Raw genomic sequence first — 21384 nt, 5'->3', positions numbered from 1 at the left:
AGCAAAAATATCAGTAGATAACATAACTACTCAATAGACAAATCAAACTTAGCTTATAAAGTGAGGCAGTTTTTCATGCGGGATCGCAATTTCGATGATATTGCAGACAAATTTTCGCGTAATATTTACGGCACAACCAAAGGTAAAATCAGGCAGGCCGTTGTCTGGCAGGATATTAACGAATCGCTGAATCATTTGCCTCAACGCCCCTTGCGCATTTTAGATGCGGGTGGCGGTGAAGGGAATATGGCTTGCCAATTGGCTGAATTAGGTCATCAGGTGATACTTTGTGACCTCTCTGAAGAGATGATCCAAAGGGCGAAACTCAACGCTGAAGAGCGGGGTGTTCTCCATCAGATGCAATTTATCCAAAGCTCAGTGCAGGAAATTCACCATCATATTGAACAACCTGTCGATTTAATCCTATTTCATGCTGTCTTGGAATGGATTACAGACCAAAAAGATGCAATAGAAATATTGGAGAATATAATCACGCCCGGTGGTACGCTCTCATTAATGTTTTATAATGCTAATGGCTTGGTCATGCGTAATGCCATATTAGGTAATTTCCATTTGGCAACGCCCAATATACAGCGCCGTCGAAAACGTTCTCTGTCACCACAGAATCCATTAGTGCCGGAACAAGTGTATCAATGGCTGACTGAACTCAACATGGAAATAACGGGCAAAACAGGAGTGAGAGTTTTTCACGATTATCTCCAAAGCCGTCAATTACAAAACTCAGATTTTCCCGCGTTGCTTGAACTTGAACAGCGTTATTGCCGACAAGAACCCTATATCAGCCTAGGGCGTTATATTCATGTGATAGCACGCAAGCCTACCTTAAAGAGCGAATTATGAGTGAATATTCCCAGACTGTTCCTGAACTTGTGTCCTGGGCCAGAAAAAATGATTTTTCAATTTCTTTGCCGCCTGAACGGTTGGCGTTTTTACTGGCAATCGCTGTCCTGAACGGTGAGCGGCTTGATGGTGAAATGAGTGAAGGAGAGCTGGTGGATGCTTTCCGTGAAGTATGCAAAGGTTTTGAACAGACTTCTGAAGCGGTATCCGTCAGGGCGAATAACGCCATTAATGATATGGTTCGTCAGAAGCTGTTCAACCGTTTTACCAGCGAACTGGCAGATGGCAACGCTATCTATCGCCTGACCCCATTGGGAATTGGCATCAGCGATTATTACATTCGTCAGCGTGAATTCTCCACGTTGCGCCTTTCCATGCAGCTATCTATTGTTGCCAACGAATTGCATCGAGCAGCCGAAGCGGCCGAAGAGGGTGGAGATGAACTCCATTGGCATCGTAATGTTTTTGCACCGCTCAAATACTCTGTTGCTGAAATTTTTGACAGCATTGATATGTCCCAGCGAGTGATGGATGAACAGCAAAGCAGCGTAAAAGAAGATATCGCTGAGCTGCTCAATCAGGATTGGCAGGCTGCCATTGCCAACTGTGAACAATTACTGTCTGAAACCTCCGGTACGTTGCGGGAACTGCAAGACACATTAGAAGCCGCAGGCGACAAATTACAAGCCAATCTACTGCGTATTCAGGATGCCAATATGGATGTTGGCGGCTCTGAGCTGGTTGATAAATTGGTTTTTGACTTACAAAACAAACTTGATCGCATTATTAGCTGGGGTCAGCAGTCCATTGATTTGTGGATAGGTTATGATCGCCATGTGCATAAATTTATCCGAACCGCCATTGATATGGATAAAAACCGAATTTTTGCCCAGCGCCTTCGCCAATCCATCCAACACTATTTTGACAACCCGTGGGCGCTGACTGTTGCCAATGCAGAACGTCTGCTGGATATGCGTGATGAAGAACTGACCTTACGTAATGAAGAGGTAATGGGAGAATTACCGCCAGAAATGGAATACGAAGAATTCAGTGAAATCAACGAACAGTTGGCTGAAATGGTGGAACAGGCATTGGCGGTTTACCAACAGACAAAACTTCCTCTGGATCTGGGTGCTGTCATGCGCGATTACCTTATTCAATATCCACGCAAGCGTCATTTTGACGTGGCGCGCATATTAGTGGATCAGGCCGTAAGGTTGGGAGTTGCAGAAGCAGATTTCTCTGGGTTGCCAGCGGAATGGTTAGCGATTAATGATTACGGAGCCAAGGTGCAGGCACATGTCATCGACACATATTGAACAACTTATGCCAGTAAAGCTGGCTCAGGCATTATCCAACACACTTTTCCCTGAATTAGACAGCCAGCTGCGTTCCGGGCGTCATATCAGCATGGATGATCTCGATAATCATGCTTTTCTGATGGATTTTCAGGAAGAATTGGAAATGTTTTATGCGCGTTATAACGTCGAGTTAATCCGTGCACCAGAAGGTTTTTTCTATCTGCGTCCTCGTTCAACGACACTGATCCCACGATCTGTTTTGTCTGAACTGGACATGATGATAGGCAAGATCTTGTGTTACCTCTATCTCAGCCCAGAGCGTTTATCCAACCAAGGCATATTTACTTCGCAGGAATTGTACGAGGAATTGCTGTCATTGGCTGATGAAAATAAGCTGATGAAAGTGATGAATCAGCGTGCGACCGGTTCTGATCTGGATAAACAAAAATTACAGGAAAAAATGCGCACTTCCTTAAACCGCCTGCGTCGTTTAGGAATGGTTTATTTCCTGCAAAATGACAGCAATAAATTTACGATCACTGAATCGGTATTCCGATTTGGTGCAGATGTACGCAGCGGTGATAACCCACGCGAAGCCCAATTGCGGATGATCCGTGATGGTGAGGCAATGCCGTTGGAAGGGGAATCAGCGCAAAGAAACAACAATGAACATGAAGAAGCATCAGAGTATTCAACAGATGGTGCGGAGGATGAGCAGCCATGATTGAACGCGGTAAATTTCGCTCACTGACGTTAGTTAACTGGAACGGCTTTTTTGCCAGAACGTTTGATCTTGACGAGCTTGTGACAACTTTATCCGGCGGTAATGGTGCGGGTAAATCAACAACAATGGCTGGTTTCATCACCGCATTGATCCCTGATTTGACGTTACTTCACTTCCGTAATACCACTGAGGCAGGCGCAACCAGCGGCTCCCGTGATAAAGGTTTGCACGGTAAATTGCGTGCGGGTGTCTGTTATTCCACACTGGATGTTGTTAACTCCCGCCATCAGCGGATTATTGTAGGGGTTCGTTTACAGCAGATCGCTGGCCGTGATCGTAAAGTCGATATCAAGCCATTTATGATTCAGGGCGTACCTGCATCTTTTCAGCCTACTCAACTATTGACTGAGAATATTAACGAACGTCAGGCGCGGGTTCTGCCATTGAATGAATTGAAAGAGCGCCTTGATGACATGGAAGGCGTTCAGTTCAAGCAATTTAATTCTATTACGGATTACCACTCTTTGATGTTTGATTTGGGAGTGATTCCTAAACGTTTGCGTTCAGCCAGTGATCGCAGCAAGTTTTACCGTTTGATAGAAGCCTCGCTATACGGTGGTATTTCCAGTGCAATTACCCGCTCATTGCGTGATTACCTATTGCCAGAAAACAGCGGAGTTAGAAAAGCGTTCCAGGATATGGAAGCTGCCTTACGTGAAAACCGCATCACACTGGAAGCTATTCGCGTTACGCAATCTGATCGTGATCTTTTCAAGCATCTGATTACAGAAGCAACGGCGTATGTTTCGGCTGACTATATGCGCCATGCCAACGAGCGGCGTGTCCATTTGGATGAAGCATTGGCTTTGCGCAGTGAATTATTTGGCAGCCGCCGCCAACTGGTTGCTGAACAATATCGTCATGTCGAAATGGCGAGGGAACTGTCGGAACAAAGTGGGACATCTTCTGATCTGGAAATGGATTATCAGGCTGCCAGCGATCACCTGAATCTGGTTCAGACAGCGATGCGCCAGCAGGAAAAAATAGATCGTTACCAATCCGATATTGAAGAACTGACATACCGGTTGGAAGAGCAGAGTGAAGTCGTCGAAGAGGCCAAAGAACTTCAAGCAGAATATGAAGCTGTATCTGAAGCGGCAGAACAAGAAGTTGATGAACTGAAAAGCCAGCTTGCAGATTACCAGCAAGCCTTGGATGTTCAGCAAACCCGCGCTATCCAGTATCAGCAAGCACTGCAAGCATTGGAGCGAGCTCGTGAACTTTGCCAGCTTCCGGATTTATCGATAGACAATGCTGACGAATGGCAGGAAACCTATCAGGCACAAGCGCAACAGGCGACAGAAATCTTACTGACGCTGGAGCAAAAATTAAGTGTTGCCGATGCAGCCCACTCTCAGTTTGAACAGGCATACCAACTGGTAAAAAACATTGTTGGTGAAGTCAGTCGTAGCGAAGCGTGGCAGGCTGCGCGTGAAGCCCTGCGTGAATGGTCATCGCAGCGCCATTTGGCTGATCGGGTTCAACCTTTGCGGATTCAGTTGGCTGAACTGGAACAACGGTTGAACAGCCAGCAAAACGCCGAACGTTTACTGCAAGAGTTTTGTAAGCGCCATAATCAACAATATCAGGCGGAAGATTTAGAGGCATTACAGGGTGAATTGGACGCTCATCAGGAAGAGTTGAGCCTGAATGCCAATGAAAGTGGCGAACGCCGCATTCAAATGCGTCAGGAGCTTGAACAGCTCAAACAAAGAATTCATGGGCTGACAGCGCGTGCACCTATGTGGCTGGCGGCACAAGAAACCCTTAGCCAGCTTTGTGACCAAAGCAATGAATCGTTCGAAAGCGGTCATGATGTCACTGAATACATGCAGCAATTGCTGGAACAAGAGCGCGAAATTACTGTTGAACGTGATGATATCGCGGCACAGAAACGTGAACTGGAAAAGCAAATTGAACGATTAAGTCAACCAAGTGGCGCAGAAGACAGCCGATTGCTTGCACTTGCAGAACGCTTCGGCGGTGTTTTGCTGTCAGAAATTTACGATGACATTACTATTGATGATGCGCCTTATTTTTCTGCACTTTATGGCCCCGCACGCCATGCGATCGTCGTTCCTGACCTTTCATCGGTGCGCCAGCATTTGGAATCTTTGGAAGATTGCCCGGAAGATCTCTATTTGATTGAGGGTGATCCGCAATCCTTCGACGACAGCGTATTCCATTTTGAAGAGCAGGATAATGCAGTTTTAGTCAAATCGTCTGATCGTCAGTGGCGTTATTCCCGTTATCCCGAAGTGCCATTATTTGGACGGGCAGCAAGAGAAAACCGTCTTGAGGCACTCAGTCTTGAGCGTGATACGCTGGCTGAGCGTTATGCGACACTGTCATTCGATGTTCAGAAAATCCAGCGTGCACATCAATCTTTCAGCCGTTTTGTGGGCAAGCATCTGTCTGTGGCATTTGATGATGATCCAGAAGCAGAAATTCGCAGCCTGAATCAACGCCGTACCGAGCTGGAGCGCGAACTATCTCAATTTGAAACACAGACTCAACAGCACCAGCAAAAGTTGGTGCAAGTGAAAGAGAGTCTATCGGCATTAAATCGCTTGATCCCGCAAATTACAATTTTGTTGGATGAAACTTTGCTTGATCGCGTGGAAACCGTTCGTGAAGAGATGGAAGAAGCGCAAGATGCAGCTCGGTTCTTGCAACAACATGGAAATGCATTGGCAAAATTAGAGCCGCTGGTTTCCGTGTTGCAAAACGATCCACAGCAGCATGAACAGTTGCAGAAAGATTATGAAACAGCGAAGCACACGCAGAATAAAGCAAAACAACAAGCTTTTGCCTTGACTGAAATCGTGCAACGCCGCGCGCATTTCAGCTACAGCGATTCGGCTGGGATGCTCAGTGAAAATGCGGATCTGAACGATAAATTGCGTCAGCGCCTTGAACATGCCGAATCAGATCGCAGCCGAGCACGTGAGCAATTGCGCCAGCACCAAGCACAGTATGCGCAGTTTAATCAAGTACTGGCATCTTTGAAAAGCTCTTATGACACTAAGCAGGATATGTTGAAAGAGCTTGAGCAGGAGATGCAAGACATTGGTGTTCAGGCTGATGCAAATGCAGAAAGCCGGGCCCGTGAACGTCGCGATCAACTTCACGCGGCGGTTAGTGCTAATCGTTCTCGCATCAACCAACTCGAGAAGCAGATCGCATTTTGTGAAGCAGAAATGGAAAACCTGCAGAAGAAATTGCGTAAATCTGAGCGTGACTACTACCAAAAACGTGAACAAGTCGTTTCTTCGAAAGCGGGCTGGTGTGCGGTGATGCGGATGGTCAAAGACAATGGTGTTGAACGCCGCCTGCATCGCCGTGAATTGGCTTATATAGATGGCGATGATTTGCGTTCAATGTCGGATAAGGCGCTGGGGGCATTGCGTCTGGCCGTCTCTGACAACGAACACCTGCGTGATGCCTTGCGTTTATCTGAAGATCCGAAACGTCCTGAGCGTAAGATCCAATTCTTCGTTGCAGTTTACCAACATCTGCGTGAGCGCATCCGCCAGGATATAATTCGTACGGATGATCCGGTTGATGCCATTGAACAAATGGAAATTGAACTGGCGCGTTTGACCGAAGAACTGACAGCTCGTGAACAAAAATTGGCGATTAGCTCCAAGAGTGTGGCCAATATCATTCGTAAGACTATCCAACGTGAACAAAACCGCATTCGCATGTTGAATCAGGGCTTGCAGGCTGTTTCATTCGGACAGGTTGGCGGTGTGCGCCTGAATGTGAATGTGCGTGAAAGTCATGCGCTCTTGCTGGATGTGCTTTCTGAGCAGCAAGAACAGCATCAAGATCTGTTTAACAGCCAGCGCTTGACCTTCTCCGAAGCGATGGCAAAACTTTATCAGCGCCTGAATCCACAGATTGATATGGGACAGCGTTTGCCGCAAACCATTGGCGAAGAGCTGTTGGATTACCGTAATTACCTTGAACTGGACGTTGAAGTTAACCGCGGTTCGGATGGTTGGCTGAAAGCGGAAAGTGGGGCATTGTCTACCGGGGAAGCGATTGGTACGGGGATGTCCATCTTGGTTATGGTCATACAGAGCTGGGAAGAGGAATCGCGTCGTCTGCGTGGTAAAGATATTTCACCATGCCGTTTGCTGTTCCTTGATGAAGCTGCTCGTCTGGATGCGAAATCAATCGCAACGCTGTTTGAACTGTGTGAACGCTTACAAATGCAGTTAATTATCGCTGCCCCAGAAAACATCAGTCCAGAGAAAGGCACAACCTATAAGTTGGTGCGTAAAATTTTCAATAATCAGGAACATGTGCATGTTGTTGGTTTGCGTGGCTTTGGGCAGGATGCTCCTGCTTCTGAACAACCACGGGTACTGGCACAACCGATATTGGAAGAATAATTTCCTCTTTGGGTAAAATTTCTATTGCAACAAGAGGCTATATTTATAATATGGCCTCTTTCAATGAATGTGATTTTTCCGGGCAATTGTTTATATTCCCCCAATTTTTCTGATTTCATGCAAAACAGTTTTGTCATTCCCTTGCCATCTCGATACAACTCAAAATCTATTGTAGATAAGCTAAGAACCTCTATTTAATCAGGAAATATATTCCTTCATGGGAATAGTTTGATTATATAAAAATGGAAAATTATATCTTTATTGATAATAAGTTAATTATCTATATTAATTTTGAATATTAACCTTTAGCAATTGTGCGGTTTGTCTCATTTTGATTTCATGATAATGTTTATTATTTCGTTCCGTTATGATTGATATGGAATGGAATAACAATGCGTAAAGTAACATTAACACTCAGTGCGATTGTGCTTGCCTTTGGTTTGAATGGTGCGGCACAGGCAAAAATGTTTATACCTGAATCAACTAGCCCAGGAGTTACTGTAGCAGATTTAGCCCAGCGTCAGTCTATACATTGGGTGTCGGTAGAGCAGATTGAAGAAAGTTTGAAAGGCCAACCACCAATGGCTGTTGGATTTGATATTGATGATACAGTTTTGTTTTCCAGCCCAGGATTTTATCGCGGAAAACAAGAGTATTCACCTAATGATCAAAGCTATCTGAAAAACCCTAAGTTCTGGGAGAAAATGAATAATGGATGGGATAAATTCAGCTTGCCGAAACAAGTTGGTATTGAATTAGTCCAGATGCATTTGAAACGCGGTGACAATGTTTATTTCATTACAGGACGCGCAAAAACAAAAACAGAGGCTGTTACCCAGTACTTACAAGAAAGTTTACATATCCCGGCTGATAAGATGCATAGCGTCATTTTTGCAGGGGATGACCCGAACAAAAATGAAAAAGTCAGCTGGATGAAAAATCAAAAATTGAAAATCTACTATGGCGACGCAGATGCTGATATTGCTGCGGCACGCGAGCTAAATATCCGCGGCATACGTATTCTAAGAGCATCCAACTCTTCTTATCAACCTTTACCTAAAGCAGGTAGATTTGGAGAAGAAGTGGTCATTAAATCTGAGTATTAATCTTAAATTGCTATAAAACTTACTCCGATTAAGGCACGAAAAGTGCCTTTTTCTTTTTTAAAAACAGAGCTATGTAATTTATTATAGTGAACATTTTCTTTTTAACCATGTGATTGAGTATGATGGCATGGAGCCTTATCTTACTAAGGAAATATGTATATAATTATAACTATTCTTTTCTGATAAAATAAGTCTGTTGATAATTAAAATGAGTCATTGGATAGCGCATACATAATAAGGTGAGGTGAACTCTTATGACGAAGAACACGGTCAGATTACTGAAAGTTTCTTTTATCTGGAGCGCATTGGCGCTATCAGAGGTAGCCTTTGCAAATCAACAAAATGGAACAGTTTCAAATGAAGCTCAACAATTATCAGGAGGGCAAAAACAAGAAGATACCGTTATTTTATCGGATAAGAATACTCCTATATCTTCAATGAGCACTATTGATGAAAATCGAAAAAAGTTACAGAATTTCCTTCCTCAACAAGTAAAACCGATATTTTTTGATCGTTTGATAACATTATATTCTGCTAATAAAATGCAACCATTATGGCAGGATAAAAATGCAATTGATAAATTCGAAAATCAATTGATTGAAATAGCATTAGCTGGTTTTCAACCCCAATTTGAAAAATGGGTGGTGCAATTAAATTCCCCTGAACTAAGTAATATGGGGCGTGATATTATTTTATCAGATGCCATGTTAGGTTATTTGCATTTTATCAATGATGTTAAGAAAAAAGGAGATTCATGGTTATACAGTAAGACCCCCTATAAGATTGATTTACCTCCTTCCAGTTTAATTGATAAATGGCAACAGCATATTAACAATAATATTCTTTCTTATATTACATCCTTATCACCCAATCATCCTATGTATGAAGGCATGCGTAAAGAAATGTTAGGGCAATTGGCTGATAAACAGCCTTGGGAGGACTTTTCGTTCAAAGGTACACTCAGGCCAGGACAAAGTAGTGAAAGCGTTAGTGCATTAAGAAAAATATTGGTTCGTTCTGGGGTATTAGATCTGTCTGCCACCAAAGCTGACAGTAAAGTATATGGCAAAGAATTAGTCGCTGCTGTGAAACGTTTTCAGGCTTTACATGGCTTAGCGGCAGATGGTGTTATCGGTCAGTCGACTAAGACGTGGTTAAATACAACACCGCAAACCCGTGCTCGTATAATGGCTTTAAATATACAGCGATTGCGGATTATTCCCGGTGATATTCCTACGGGTATTTTAGTTAATATACCTGACTATTCACTGATTTATTATTTAAATGGAAAAGAAGCATTAAGTTCTAAAGTTGTTGTCGGGCGTCCTAGCCGTAAAACACCAATTATGAGCAGTGAATTAAATAATGTGGTGATTAATCCACCCTGGAATGTGCCAACCAGCATGACCAGAAAAGATATTGCGCCAAGAGCTATGCGTGATCCGAGTTATTTCCGCACGCGGGGTTATACCGTTTTTTCTGGCTGGAGCAATGATGCTAAAGTTATTGATCCTTTGTCAATTAATTGGAATGTAGTAACACCAAGTAGCTTTCCTTATCGTATACGTCAGGCTCCAGGCCCAACTAATTCATTGGGGCGATTCAAATTTAACATGCCAAATTCAGAAGCGATTTATTTGCATGACACGCCAAATCAAGCTTCCTTCGGACGGGAAATGAGAGCTGTCAGTTCAGGTTGTGTACGTGTTAATAAAGCTCCTGAGCTGGCTAATATGCTATTGGGAGACGCTGGCTGGAATAAAAGCAAAGTCAGTAGTTCGTTGAAAACCTGGGCAACGAAATATGTCAATATTCCTAATAAAATTCCTGTTTTCCTCTATTATCAAACGGCTTGGATTGATGATAAGGGAACACCGCAATATCGCGCTGATATTTATGATTATGATATAAATGCCAGGCAAAAATCGGCGCTTTTTTCCAAGGTTTTGGAAGCTGAAAATGATTTGGCATCTTCATAATCCTTATTCTTTATGAGGATGTAAACTTGGCATTAATATCGATATTATAAAGGTGAAGAAAAGGAAATTTTCTTCACCTTTATTTTTTCATTACTAATTCTTTTTTCAATGTTTTTTTCCTCTTATTATCTCTCCTGAGGAACGCTTTTTTCTCTTCTATTTTGTCAGGTTTTATCAATCAGAGTGGAATCACCTTCAAGAAACATATCATCATTTATTTTTCATCTATATTTAATATAACTTTAGTTATGTTACATTGATCACAATTATTACTTGGTGAGTTTACAGTAATATACAAAAATAATTGAAACTACTTTTTGTTTGTTGATGTCTTATTAGTCGATTAGGCATTATATTAATGTAGTTTTATAAAATATTAATACATCATAGAATAGCAGGGCACATTATCCATGAATGATATTGACCACAATCGCCGAAAGTGGCTCGGCGTAGGTGTGGCTGCGTTGGGGTTAAGCTTATTACCTCATCACGCGTTGGCTGCATTGACAACGCCACGTCCGAGAATTTTACGTCTTAATAATTTGCATACAGGAGAAACGCTCAAAGCTGAATTCTTCGATGGTCGACGTTATAACAAGTCAGAATTAGATCGTCTGAATTATTTATTTCGCGACTTCCGTCAAAATAAAATCAAGACTATCGACCCCAAATTGTTTGATCAAATTTATTTATTACAAATGATGATGGGGATAAACAAACCTGTTCAATTATTATCAGGCTATCGTTCATTGACGACAAATAATATGTTGCGTCGATCCGGTAGTGGGGTTGCAAAACAGAGCTACCATACTCGTGGGCAAGCGATGGATTTTCATATTGATGGCATTCAACTTGCACATATTCGTAAGGCTGCACTGAAAATGCGGGCAGGAGGAGTAGGCTTCTATCCAAAGAGTAATTTTATTCATATTGATACAGGCCCAGTCAGGACGTGGTAATTTTATATCCATCATTTTTCAAACTGCTGCTTTGCAGGACGTGCTGCAACTTGAAAGCCATTGGGTATATACTTAACAATTAGTCTTGATTGTGGAGTCCAAAAATATAATGAAATACCACATTATCCCCGTCACGATGGCGATGCAGAATTGTACTTTGATTTGGTGCGAAGAAACTCAAAACGCTGCGATTGTTGACCCTGGTGGCAATGCTGAGCAACTTATTGCTGAAATTGAGCGTCGAGGGCTGAAACTCACTCAAATTCTGTTGACCCACGGTCACTACGATCATGTTGGTGCTACTGTCGAAGTATCCAAATATTTTGATGTGCCCGTTTATGGGCCGCATAAGGGTGATGCTTTTTGGATAGAGGGGCTGGAAATTCAATGTCAGATGTTTGGAGTTGAACCTTGCCCATCCTTTACTCCAGATCGTTGGTTGGATGAGGGAGATACACTGCAAGTTGGTAATATTGAATTATCGGTCTTACATTGCCCGGGGCATACACCGGGGCACATTATTCTCGCTAACCATGCTGAAAAGTTAATCTCAATGGGAGATGTACTGTTTAAAGGGAGTATTGGACGTACTGATTTCCCCGGCGGAAATTATGATGAATTGATTCATTCCATCAAGGAAAAAGTACTGCCGTTGGGAGATGATTATCAGTTCATCCCCGGTCACGGGCCAATGTCAACATTGGGTCATGAACGAAAGACTAACCCTTTTTTGCAGGATTAATAGGCATTTTTTTCTTGCGCAAGGTACTAAGCAAGCAGGGTATACAAGCAGAAAATAGTATAAGCAAGGAATATCGTAAGGTATAAAAGCCGCTGGAAAGCGGCTTTTTTTGGCATAAAAACTTATTGCTCAGATAAATCAGAGTACAGCAACGATAGCTTCACATAGAGGAACCATGTTCTCTAGTGTTAAACCTGCCACGTTGATGCGACCAGAGCTGACGGCATAAATACCAAACTCTTCACGCAGGCGCTCAACTTGTTCTTTAGTCAAACCGCTGAACGAGAACATTCCATTCTGAGAAGTAATGAAGCTGAAATCTTGTTTTGCACCTTTTTCTTGTAAGGTGTTTACAAACAGCTGGCGCATACGTTGGATACGCTCACGCATTGTCGCCAATTCTTGAATCCATTCTGCTTTCAGATCGTCATTGGACAGGATAGTCGTAACAACGGAAGCACCGTGTGCTGGTGGGTTGGAGTAATTGGTACGAACAATGGATTTTGCTTGGCTGAACGCTTTTTCTGCGGTATCGCTGTCTGCTGCAACGATAGTGCAAGCACCAACACGCTCATTGTACAGGCCGAAGTTTTTGGAATAAGAGCTGGCAACGATCAATTCATTGTGGTTCTTGGCAAAAATGCGCAGGCCTTCTGCATCTTCATCCAATCCTTTGGCAAAACCTTGGTAAGCAAAATCAAATACAGGCAACCAACCATTAGCAGCGGATAAGTCAGCCAGTTTCTGCCATTGCTCAGGTGTTGGATCGATACCGGTAGGGTTATGACAGCAACCGTGCAGCAGAATGATATCGCCTGCTTGTGCTTCAGACAGGCTCGCCAACATACTATCAAAGTTCAGGGCATGCTTTTCTGCATCGTAATAATTGTATTCGCGGATTTCTAACCCAGCGCTGGCGAAAACACCTTTATGGTTTGGCCAAGTTGGAGTGCTGATCCAGACACGTTTTGCATTGGTCTGTTTAGCGATAAAATCGGCGGCAATGCGCAGAGCACCGGTTCCGCCTGGGCTTTGTACAGTACGGGCACGCTTATTAGTGACGACAGGGCTGGTTGGTCCAAATAGCAGTTCTTGAGTAACGCGGCCAAATTCAGGTAATCCACTAATTGCCAAATAAGTTTTGGTGGTTTCGTTTTCCAACAGGAATTTTTCTGCTTTTTTAACGGTGGTCAGAACAGGGGTTTTACCTGTTTCGTCTTTGTAGACGCCGATACCCAAGTTGATTTTATTTTCACGAGGGTCAGCTTTAAAGCTATCAGCTAAACCAAGAATAGGATCGGCAGGCGCTGCTATAATTTTCTCAAACATTTTTTTGATTCCAAGACTCGGAGAGTTAAGCCCAAAATAAGTTATACGCCGCTCAGGGTAACGCTAAGGAACTCATTTGCCAACTACTTGTAGCAAAAAGAATAAAATCTTGTGAAGTAGTTTACGGAGTGAGAAAAAGAGCCTGAAAAAACAGAGAGGTAAAATGCAAAAAGCAGCGCCGGAGCGCTGCTTTTTCTGAGATAAACCTATTTAGCAAAGAGCTAAATTGTTTATCAGCAGTGATTAGAACTGATAAGTCAGACCAACACCGAATACGTTGCGAGCGTTCAGGCCCAGTTCGTTGTCTTTCTTCAGCAGGTTGATTTTGTAATCAACGTAAGTGGACAGGTTTTTGTTAAAGTAGTAGTAAGTACCTACAGAAACGTATTTAACCAGATCTGCATTGTAAACGCCTTTGCCTTTAACTTCACCCAGATCTTTACCTTTAGACTGAACGTAAGCCAAAGATGGTTTCAGGCCTAAGTCACTGAACAGGTATTGTGCAGTCAGTTCGATGTTTTGGGTTTTGTTAGCAATGAGATCGCTTGTCCGCTCAGCTGGAGAGAAGCGAGTCATGTTGCGGGTTTCACCATACATTGCTGCCAAGTATACGTTGTTAGCATCGTATTTAGCACCCAAGTTCCATGCTTCTGCACGTTTACCAAGGCCTACACCATATGTTTTACCATCTTCTACATGAGTAACTCCAGGCTTCTGCAATGAAGTGCGTGCAGAGTTAGCGTAAGAACCACCAACAGTAATACCGTAGCCTACGTCATAAGTAGTGGACAGGCCGTAACCGTCTCCATTAGCACGGATAGTTTCACGGCCGTTTTTGGTACGATCGCTGTTCTGACCTTGATATTGCAGAGCAAAGTTCAGACCATCAACCAGACCAAAGAAATCGGTGTTACGGTAAGTCAGCAGACCAGTAGAACGACCAGTCATAAAGTTATCAGTCTGAGCCATGGAATCACCACCGAAGATTGGCAGTACGTCAGTCCATGCGTTGACATCGTAGTTTACGCCGTAGTTGCGACCGTAATCCAGTGAACCGTAGTTAGCGAATTTCAAGCCAGCGAAAGCCAGACGAGTAGAACTATCAGCCCCATCCTTTTCTGTGCCTTTAGCTTTGACGTTGTATTCCCAACGACCGAAACCAGTCAGTTGGTCAGTGATCTGAGTTTCACCTTTGACACCGATACGTGCGTAAGAGTCATCACCGTCTTCTTTGCTTCTCTTGTCTGCGAACTGGTGACGAACGTCTACTTTACCGTACAGATCCAGTTTGTTGCCGTCTTTGTTAAAGATTTCAGCCGCGTTTGCTGTACCAGCAACCAACAGAGCCGGGATTACCACTGCAAGAATATTGCGCTTCATTATTATTACCCTCATTGGTGTTATTCAGACACCTGCCACTGCCAGAAATAGAACACTAAAAATTTTTGGAACTATTTTTGGGTATCGTGTGTCTTATTAATTGGTGGACAGTGTTCCATTGGTAATGAATTTTATCTACCCTCGAAATGCTACAAAAGTGCATAATCCGTAACAAAGTGAAAATAGATGTTTCAAAATGTAAATAGAAGGGAACTTTTTTCGGCTGTTTTTCGCCATAAAATAAAAAAAGCCAACTTTCGCTGGCTTTTCATCGGCTAAAGAGCAGCTCGTATTTTGAGCTGATTCATTAGAAACTTGCGTTTCTAGGTGTCCGAGGGAATGGAATAACATCACGAACGTTAGGCACACCCGTAACATATGCCACTAGGCGTTCGAAGCCCAAACCAAAACCGGAATGAGGAACGGTGCCATAGCGACGTAAGTCACGGTACCACCAGTAGTCTTCTTTATTCAGTCCCATCTCTTCCAGACGCTTATCCAGCATATCCAGGCGTTCTTCACGCTGAGATCCACCGATAATTTCGCCGATACCCGGAGCCAAAACATCCATCGCAGCAACGGTTTTACCGTCTTCATTTATACGCATATAGAATGCTTTGATGTCTTTTGGATAGTTTTTCATGATAACTGGCGCTTCGAAATGTTTTTCTGCCAGATAACGCTCATGCTCTGATGACAAATCAACACCCCAGAAAACCGGGTTCTCAAATTTCTGACCGCAATTTTCCAGAATTTCTATTGCATCAGTGTAATCCAACTGAATGAAGTCAGAGTCGACAAATTTTTCCAGACGAGTGACAACGTCGCTATCAACACGTTCTGCAAAGAATGCCAGATCATCTGCACGCTCTTCCAATGCTGCTTTGAAAACATATTTCAGCATTTCTTCGGAAAGACTGGCGATATCATTAAGGTCAGCAAACGCGACTTCTGGTTCAACCATCCAAAACTCTGCCAAGTGGCGGCTGGTGTTGGAGTTTTCTGCGCGGAAAGTTGGGCCGAAAGTATAAACTTTGCTCAACGCAGAAGCGTAGGCTTCCCCATTTAACTGACCAGATACGGTCAGATATGCTTCACGACCAAAGAAATCCTGGCTGAAATCAACGTCGCCTTTATCGGTGCGTGGCAGGTTTTGCAGATCCAACGTAGAAACGCGGAACATCTCACCTGCACCTTCGGTATCTGATGCCGTGATAAGTGGGGTTGAAACCCAGAAGAAACCTTTTTCATGGAAGAAGCGATGCAGGGCTTGAGCCAATGTATGGCGAACACGTGCAACTGCGCCGATCAAGTTGGTGCGCGGACGAAGGTGCGCAACTTCACGCAGGTATTCGATACTGTGGCGTTTAGCTGCCATTGGGTAAGTATCAGGATCATCAACCATACCAACCACTACAACTTTAGTGGCTTGCAATTCGAATGACTGGCCTTTGCCTTGTGATTCAGCCACAGTACCAGTGACTTCCACGGAACAGCCAGTGGTTAGATGTAATACTTCATCCTGATAATTAGGTAAATTATTATTAACGACAGCCTGTAATGGATTAAAGCAGGAACCGTCATGGACGGCGAGGAACGAGATACCAGCTTTAGAATCTCTCCTTGTACGTATCCAACCGCGAACGGTGACTTCAGTGCCAACCGAAACACGGCCTTGCAGTACATCGACTACAGGCGCTACGCTCATAAATTTCTCTCTCTTTATAGTAGTGAATTAGATTTCTAGATAGATTTACCTTAACTGCTCCCATTAGGGGCAGATCCTCTATCTTACTTGTCATCTCTCAGGAAACAAGAAGAAATTTCAGGTCTTAACGGGGAAACAGGGAGAAAAATCGCTTTTTACTTGCGTAACCAGCATAAGGCCGGTTACGCAAGGGTTAATCAGTAGAATTATACCGCTTTTTCTATGTAGGGAATGTCAAATGCACGTCGTAATCTATCGATGAATTCAACATCTTGACAGATGGTTTTTCCGGGGCTGTCGGAGAGTTTTGCAACGGGTTTGCCATTGCACTCAACCAGTTTGATAACGATATTGAGCGGTTTTACTCCCGGAATATTGCAGGTCAACCGTGTACCAATACCGAAAAGGACATTAATTCTTTTGTGGAAATGGCGATATAGCGCTAATGCTTTTTGCAAATCCAAACTGTCAGAGAAGACCAATGTTTTTGTCATTGGATCGATATCCAGCGATTGGTAATGCGCTATCGCTTTTTCTCCCCAATCAATGGGATCGCCCGAGTCATGGCGCAGGCCTTGGTAAGCGGTAGCAAATGGTTTGTCGAAATCTCGCAGGAAAGCATCCATGGAGATACAATCTGTCAAAGCGATACCCAATTGATTTGGATATTCATCCAGCCAAGTTTGCAAGGCTGCTCGCTGGCTATTAGCCAGCTCTGGGCTTATTTGCTGATGTGCCTGAAACCACTCATGGGCTTGAGTACCGAGGGGAGGGAGGTCAAGCTGCTCTGCCAGTTGGTAATTACTGGTTCCAATTAAATAAGGAAAACTATTTTTCAGTTCGTTGATAATGGCGTATTGTACCTCGTGTGAAAAACGACGGCGGGTACCAAAATCCATTAATTTAAAGCCAGACAGATCAATATCTTCTTCTGCTGCTTCTTTGTAGAACAGTTCAATGAGCTTTCTAAGCTGAATAACGGCGTCTTCTGGCGTGATTTCTGGGGAGTGATCACGATGAACCAGTTCGCTTATCAAGGCAAGTAAAGGGACTTCCCACAAGATGACCTCATGCCACAAACCAGAAATGCGGATAGCTAATTGCCCTTCATCGGTAACAGAGACTTCCACTTGTTCAGGGTTAAAGCGGAAGGTTTTACACCAGTTCAGGTAATCCTCTTTAAAAAACGGAAGGCTTGAAAGATAGTCTGCTTCACGTTCTGTCAATGCAAGATCAGCCATCATGTTAATTTGATGGCGCAATGTCTCGGCGTATTCTCCGAGCAATTCATCACCACGGCAACGGAATTCCGCAACGACAGGAATGTTTCTGTAATGGTGGTACACCGCTTGCTGCATGTGAAACTTATAGGCATCAGTATCAAGCAGTGATTTGATAATCGGGGTAGCGTCTAAAGTCATGGCGCGTAGGCATCCTCACGGAGCGTATTCATATCTGCTAAATCGATAAAGTTGGGAGAGTATACAGTGAATATTGGGTTATTGAAGCCATATCCAGCATATATTTTCCCGCTCTTAAAGATTAAGGTTAATCCATTTGTAGATAATATCATGTTAAACGAGATATGAGATGACAATTAGCACGAAAGCACTAATATACCGGCTACATTCTTTATACTTTTATTTAATAACTTATTAACATGAGAAAAATAAATTTACTGATTGAAAGGATAATTGCTCTATGGCAGCGTTAGAAGTTTGAATGTTTCTATGGAAACGCAATAAGCTAGGCATGCTGTCACTACTTGTCACTACGCTTATAAAGATGGGTTATACAGATGTTATTAACGGTACTTAGGGTTACTAGCTGTATCCATGGTTACTAATTGCACCCATCAAAACATACCTGTTAAAAGTAATGGAAAAGGTTCACTATGACACAACAGAGACTCGTTAAGCACCGTCTGGATTATAAAGCGCCAGATTATACAATTACGGATATCGATCTTGATTTCGATCTGAAAGCGGATAAAACAACAGTAACAGCCATCAGCCAGATAAAACGTTTGGCCAATGATATTACTCCGCTGGTTCTGGATGGAGAAAATCTCACATTAAAAAGTATCTATATAGATGATAAATCGTGGGAACATTATCGTGAGCAAGATGGAAAGTTATGGATTGAACAACTTCCAGCCCAATTCACGTTGAAAATTGTGAATGAAATCAACCCATCAGCAAATACAGCACTTGAAGGGTTGTACGTATCTGGCGATGCTTTATGTACTCAATGTGAAGCTGAAGGATTCCGCCACATTACTTATTATTTGGATCGCCCGGATGTTCTGGCATGTTTCACAACTCGCATTACTGCGGATAAATCCAAATACCCATTCTTACTCTCCAATGGTAATCGCATTGAACAGGGAGAATTGAGCGATGGCCGTCACTGGGTGAAATGGCAGGATCCATTCCCAAAACCTTCTTATCTCTTTGCATTGGTTGCCGGTGATTTTGATGTTCTGTACGACAAATTTGTAACGCGCAGTGGCCGTGAGGTTGCACTGGAGCTGTTTGTTGATCGTGGTAATTTGGATCGCGCTGGCTGGGCCATGACATCCCTGAAAAATTCGATGAAATGGGATGAAAACCGCTTCGGTCTGGAATATGACCTTGATATCTATATGATAGTTGCCGTTGACTTCTTCAATATGGGAGCAATGGAGAATAAAGGTCTGAATGTTTTCAACTCCAAATATGTTTTGGCAAAAACAGAAACAGCGACAGATAAAGATTATCTTGCCATTGAATCTGTTATTGGCCATGAATACTTCCATAACTGGACAGGAAACCGTATTACATGCCGTGACTGGTTCCAGTTGAGCCTGAAAGAAGGGTTGACGGTGTTCCGTGATCAGGAATTCAGTTCTGATTTGGGTTCACGTTCCGTTAATCGTATCAATAACGTACGTGTCATGCGTGCAGCACAATTTGCTGAAGATGCCAGCCCAATGGCTCATCCAATCCGTCCTGACCATGTGATGGAAATGAATAACTTCTATACGTTGACCGTTTATGAAAAAGGTTCGGAAGTGATTCGAATGATCCACACATTATTGGGAGAAGAGCAATTTCAGGCGGGTATTCAGCTTTACGTCCATCGCCACGATGGCAGTGCGGCAACCTGTGATGATTTTGTTCAGGCAATGGAAGATGCATCAAACGTCGATTTGACATTATTCCGCCGCTGGTACAGCCAATCGGGGACACCTGCACTGACTGTCCGCGACGAATACGATGCAGAAAAACAGCAATATACTTTGCATGTCAGCCAAATGACACCACCAACGGCAGATCAGAAAGAGAAGCAGCCACTGCACATTCCACTGGATATCGAGCTTTATGATGAACATGGCAATGTCATACCGCTGCATCGTGATGGCCAGCCGGTGCATCATGTTTTGAATATCATCAATGCAGAGCAGTCATTTGTATTTGATGATGTGCCATCACAGCCGATTCCTTCTTTACTGCGTGAATTTTCTGCACCGGTAAAACTGGATTACCCATACAGCGATGAGCAGCTTTCATTCTTGATGAAACACGCGCGCAATGAGTTTTCACGTTGGGATGCGGCTCAGTCATTGTTGGCTAATTATGTGAAGTCAAATGTTGCCCGTAACCAAAAATCTCAGCCAGTGGAATTGCCAATGCATGTCATTGATGCTTTCCGTGCGGTGTTACTGGATAAAAACATTGATCCGGCATTGGCTGCATTGATTCTGACGTTGCCATCAGAAAATGAAATGGCAGAACTGTTCACAGTGGTCGATCCTAAAGCTATCCAAGATGTCATTAGAGATATGACGCGGAAACTGGCCAATGAAATGGCGGATGAGCTTTCTGCGGTATATCACAGCCTTCACACTGGCGCATATCGTGTGGATCATCAGGACATTGCAAAACGTGATTTGCGCAATACTTGCCTTTACTATCTGGCTTTCCTTGATGATAAAGAGCTGGCGGATAAATTAGTGGCAGCACAATATTATCAGGCAGATAACATGACGGATAATATCGCTGCATTGAATGCATCTGTGTTCGCTGAATTGCCTTGCAGTTATCAATTAATGGATGAATTTGATCAACGCTGGCACCAAGATGGCTTGGTCATGGATAAATGGTTCAGACTGCAAGCGACTAATCCGGCCTTTGATGCACTGGATAAAGTACGTAGCTTGATGAAACACCGCTCTTTCAGCCTGAACAATCCAAACCGAGTTTATTCTCTGTTAAGAACGTTCTTTACCAGCAATCCAGTTGCTTTCCATGCTGAAGATGGCAGCGGTTATCAATTTTTGGTGGAAGTTCTGGCTGATTTGAACAGCAGAAACCCACAAGTGGCATCGAGCTTGATTGATCCATTGATTCGCCTGAAACGTTATGATGAAAAACGTCAAGGATTGATGAAAGCAGCGTTGGAACAGCTAAAAGGATTGGAAAACTTGTCCGGTGATCTGTTCGAAAAAATCACCAAGGGGCTTGAAAGTTAAGATACTGCCTTGATGAATTTCAGCATACAGCCAACAAAGCTGTAATTTGAAAGGCTGTAACTTAAAATATAGTAGGTATAATATATCCTCCGGCTATTGTCGGGGGATATTCAGTTGCCATCTCTGATGAATTTATCTTGATATCATTCCCTCTGCTCTGCCGTGAGAATACTTTTTTGTTCACTCATATGATGATAAATTAGCGCTCTTTTCCCATATAACAAAGCAGCGAACATAAATTACATAGTATGGGATTGTGTATAATTTAAAATGCACAACCGACGACACTCACGAAGAAACAAACATAAAAACAATAGGTTAA

General features: G+C 43.2%; 13 protein-coding genes. 9 read left to right on the top strand and 4 right to left on the bottom strand.

From position 1 onward, the window contains the following. The first annotated feature begins 75 nt into the window (after positions 1-75). The 8 genes from cmoM (at position 76) to BM100_RS00685 (ending at position 12132) form a co-directional block, all read left to right on the top strand. Positions 76-861 (top strand): tRNA uridine 5-oxyacetic acid(34) methyltransferase CmoM, encoded by a 786-nt coding sequence (cmoM, locus tag BM100_RS00720; protein ID WP_092507127.1) that lies wholly within the window; start codon positions 76-78, stop codon positions 859-861. Continuing rightward, the gene (mukF, locus tag BM100_RS00715) at positions 858-2180 is read left to right on the top strand and encodes a chromosome partition protein MukF (protein ID WP_092507126.1); all 1323 of its coding nucleotides are present in this window, start codon (positions 858-860) and stop codon (positions 2178-2180) included. The genes cmoM and mukF overlap by 4 nt, the downstream gene beginning before the upstream one ends. Next, the gene (gene mukE, locus BM100_RS00710) at positions 2161-2886 is read left to right on the top strand and encodes a chromosome partition protein MukE (protein ID WP_092507125.1); all 726 of its coding nucleotides are present in this window, start codon (positions 2161-2163) and stop codon (positions 2884-2886) included. Before mukF ends, mukE begins: the two co-directional genes overlap by 20 nt. Continuing rightward, positions 2883-7346: a chromosome partition protein MukB gene (gene mukB, locus BM100_RS00705; RefSeq protein WP_092507124.1), complete on the top strand. Its 4464-nt coding sequence runs from the start codon at positions 2883-2885 to the stop codon at positions 7344-7346. Before mukE ends, mukB begins: the two co-directional genes overlap by 4 nt. A 392-nt stretch (positions 7347-7738) precedes the next feature. After that, the gene (aphA, locus tag BM100_RS00700) at positions 7739-8452 is read left to right on the top strand and encodes an acid phosphatase AphA (protein ID WP_092507123.1); all 714 of its coding nucleotides are present in this window, start codon (positions 7739-7741) and stop codon (positions 8450-8452) included. A 254-nt stretch (positions 8453-8706) separates the two neighbouring features. Next, entirely contained in the window at positions 8707-10431 is a 1725-nt protein-coding gene (ldtD, locus tag BM100_RS00695; RefSeq protein WP_092507122.1) for a L,D-transpeptidase, read from the top strand. A 410-nt stretch (positions 10432-10841) separates the two neighbouring features. Beyond that, entirely contained in the window at positions 10842-11390 is a 549-nt protein-coding gene (mepK, locus tag BM100_RS00690) for a peptidoglycan L,D-endopeptidase MepK (protein ID WP_092507121.1), read from the top strand. 109 nt (positions 11391-11499) lie between these two features. After that, entirely contained in the window at positions 11500-12132 is a 633-nt protein-coding gene (locus BM100_RS00685; RefSeq protein WP_092507120.1) for an MBL fold metallo-hydrolase, read from the top strand. A gap of 138 nt (positions 12133-12270) precedes the next feature. On the opposite strand, the gene BM100_RS00680 is transcribed toward BM100_RS00685, so the two are convergent. The 4 genes from BM100_RS00680 to pncB all read right to left on the bottom strand — a co-directional run bounded on the left by BM100_RS00680 (position 12271) and on the right by pncB (position 17970). Beyond that, complete coding sequence (locus tag BM100_RS00680; protein ID WP_092507119.1) at positions 12271-13461, bottom strand: amino acid aminotransferase; 1191 nt, start codon at positions 13459-13461, stop codon at positions 12271-12273. Between the two features lie 243 nt (positions 13462-13704). Next, on the bottom strand, positions 13705-14841 hold the full coding sequence (locus tag BM100_RS00675) for a porin (protein ID WP_092507118.1): 1137 nt from the start codon (positions 14839-14841) through the stop codon (positions 13705-13707). A 307-nt stretch (positions 14842-15148) separates the two neighbouring features. Then, positions 15149-16549 carry an asparagine--tRNA ligase gene (gene asnS, locus BM100_RS00670; protein WP_092507117.1) on the bottom strand — a complete coding sequence of 467 codons (1401 nt, stop codon included), beginning with the start codon at positions 16547-16549 and terminating at the stop codon, positions 15149-15151. A 206-nt stretch (positions 16550-16755) separates the two neighbouring features. Then, positions 16756-17970, bottom strand: a complete 1215-nt coding sequence (gene pncB, locus BM100_RS00665; RefSeq protein ID WP_092507116.1) for a nicotinate phosphoribosyltransferase — start codon at positions 17968-17970, stop codon at positions 16756-16758. Between the two features lie 473 nt (positions 17971-18443). On the opposite strand from pncB, the gene pepN reads away from it, so the two are divergent. Continuing rightward, positions 18444-21062, top strand: coding sequence for an aminopeptidase N (pepN, locus tag BM100_RS00660; RefSeq protein ID WP_092507115.1), 2619 nt, complete (start codon positions 18444-18446; stop codon positions 21060-21062). Positions 21063-21384: the final 322 nt, after the last annotated feature.

Source organism: Xenorhabdus mauleonii, assembly GCF_900113945.1.
GTDB lineage: Bacteria > Pseudomonadota > Gammaproteobacteria > Enterobacterales > Enterobacteriaceae > Xenorhabdus > Xenorhabdus mauleonii.
This window is presented reverse-complemented; position numbering and strand designations above follow the sequence as displayed.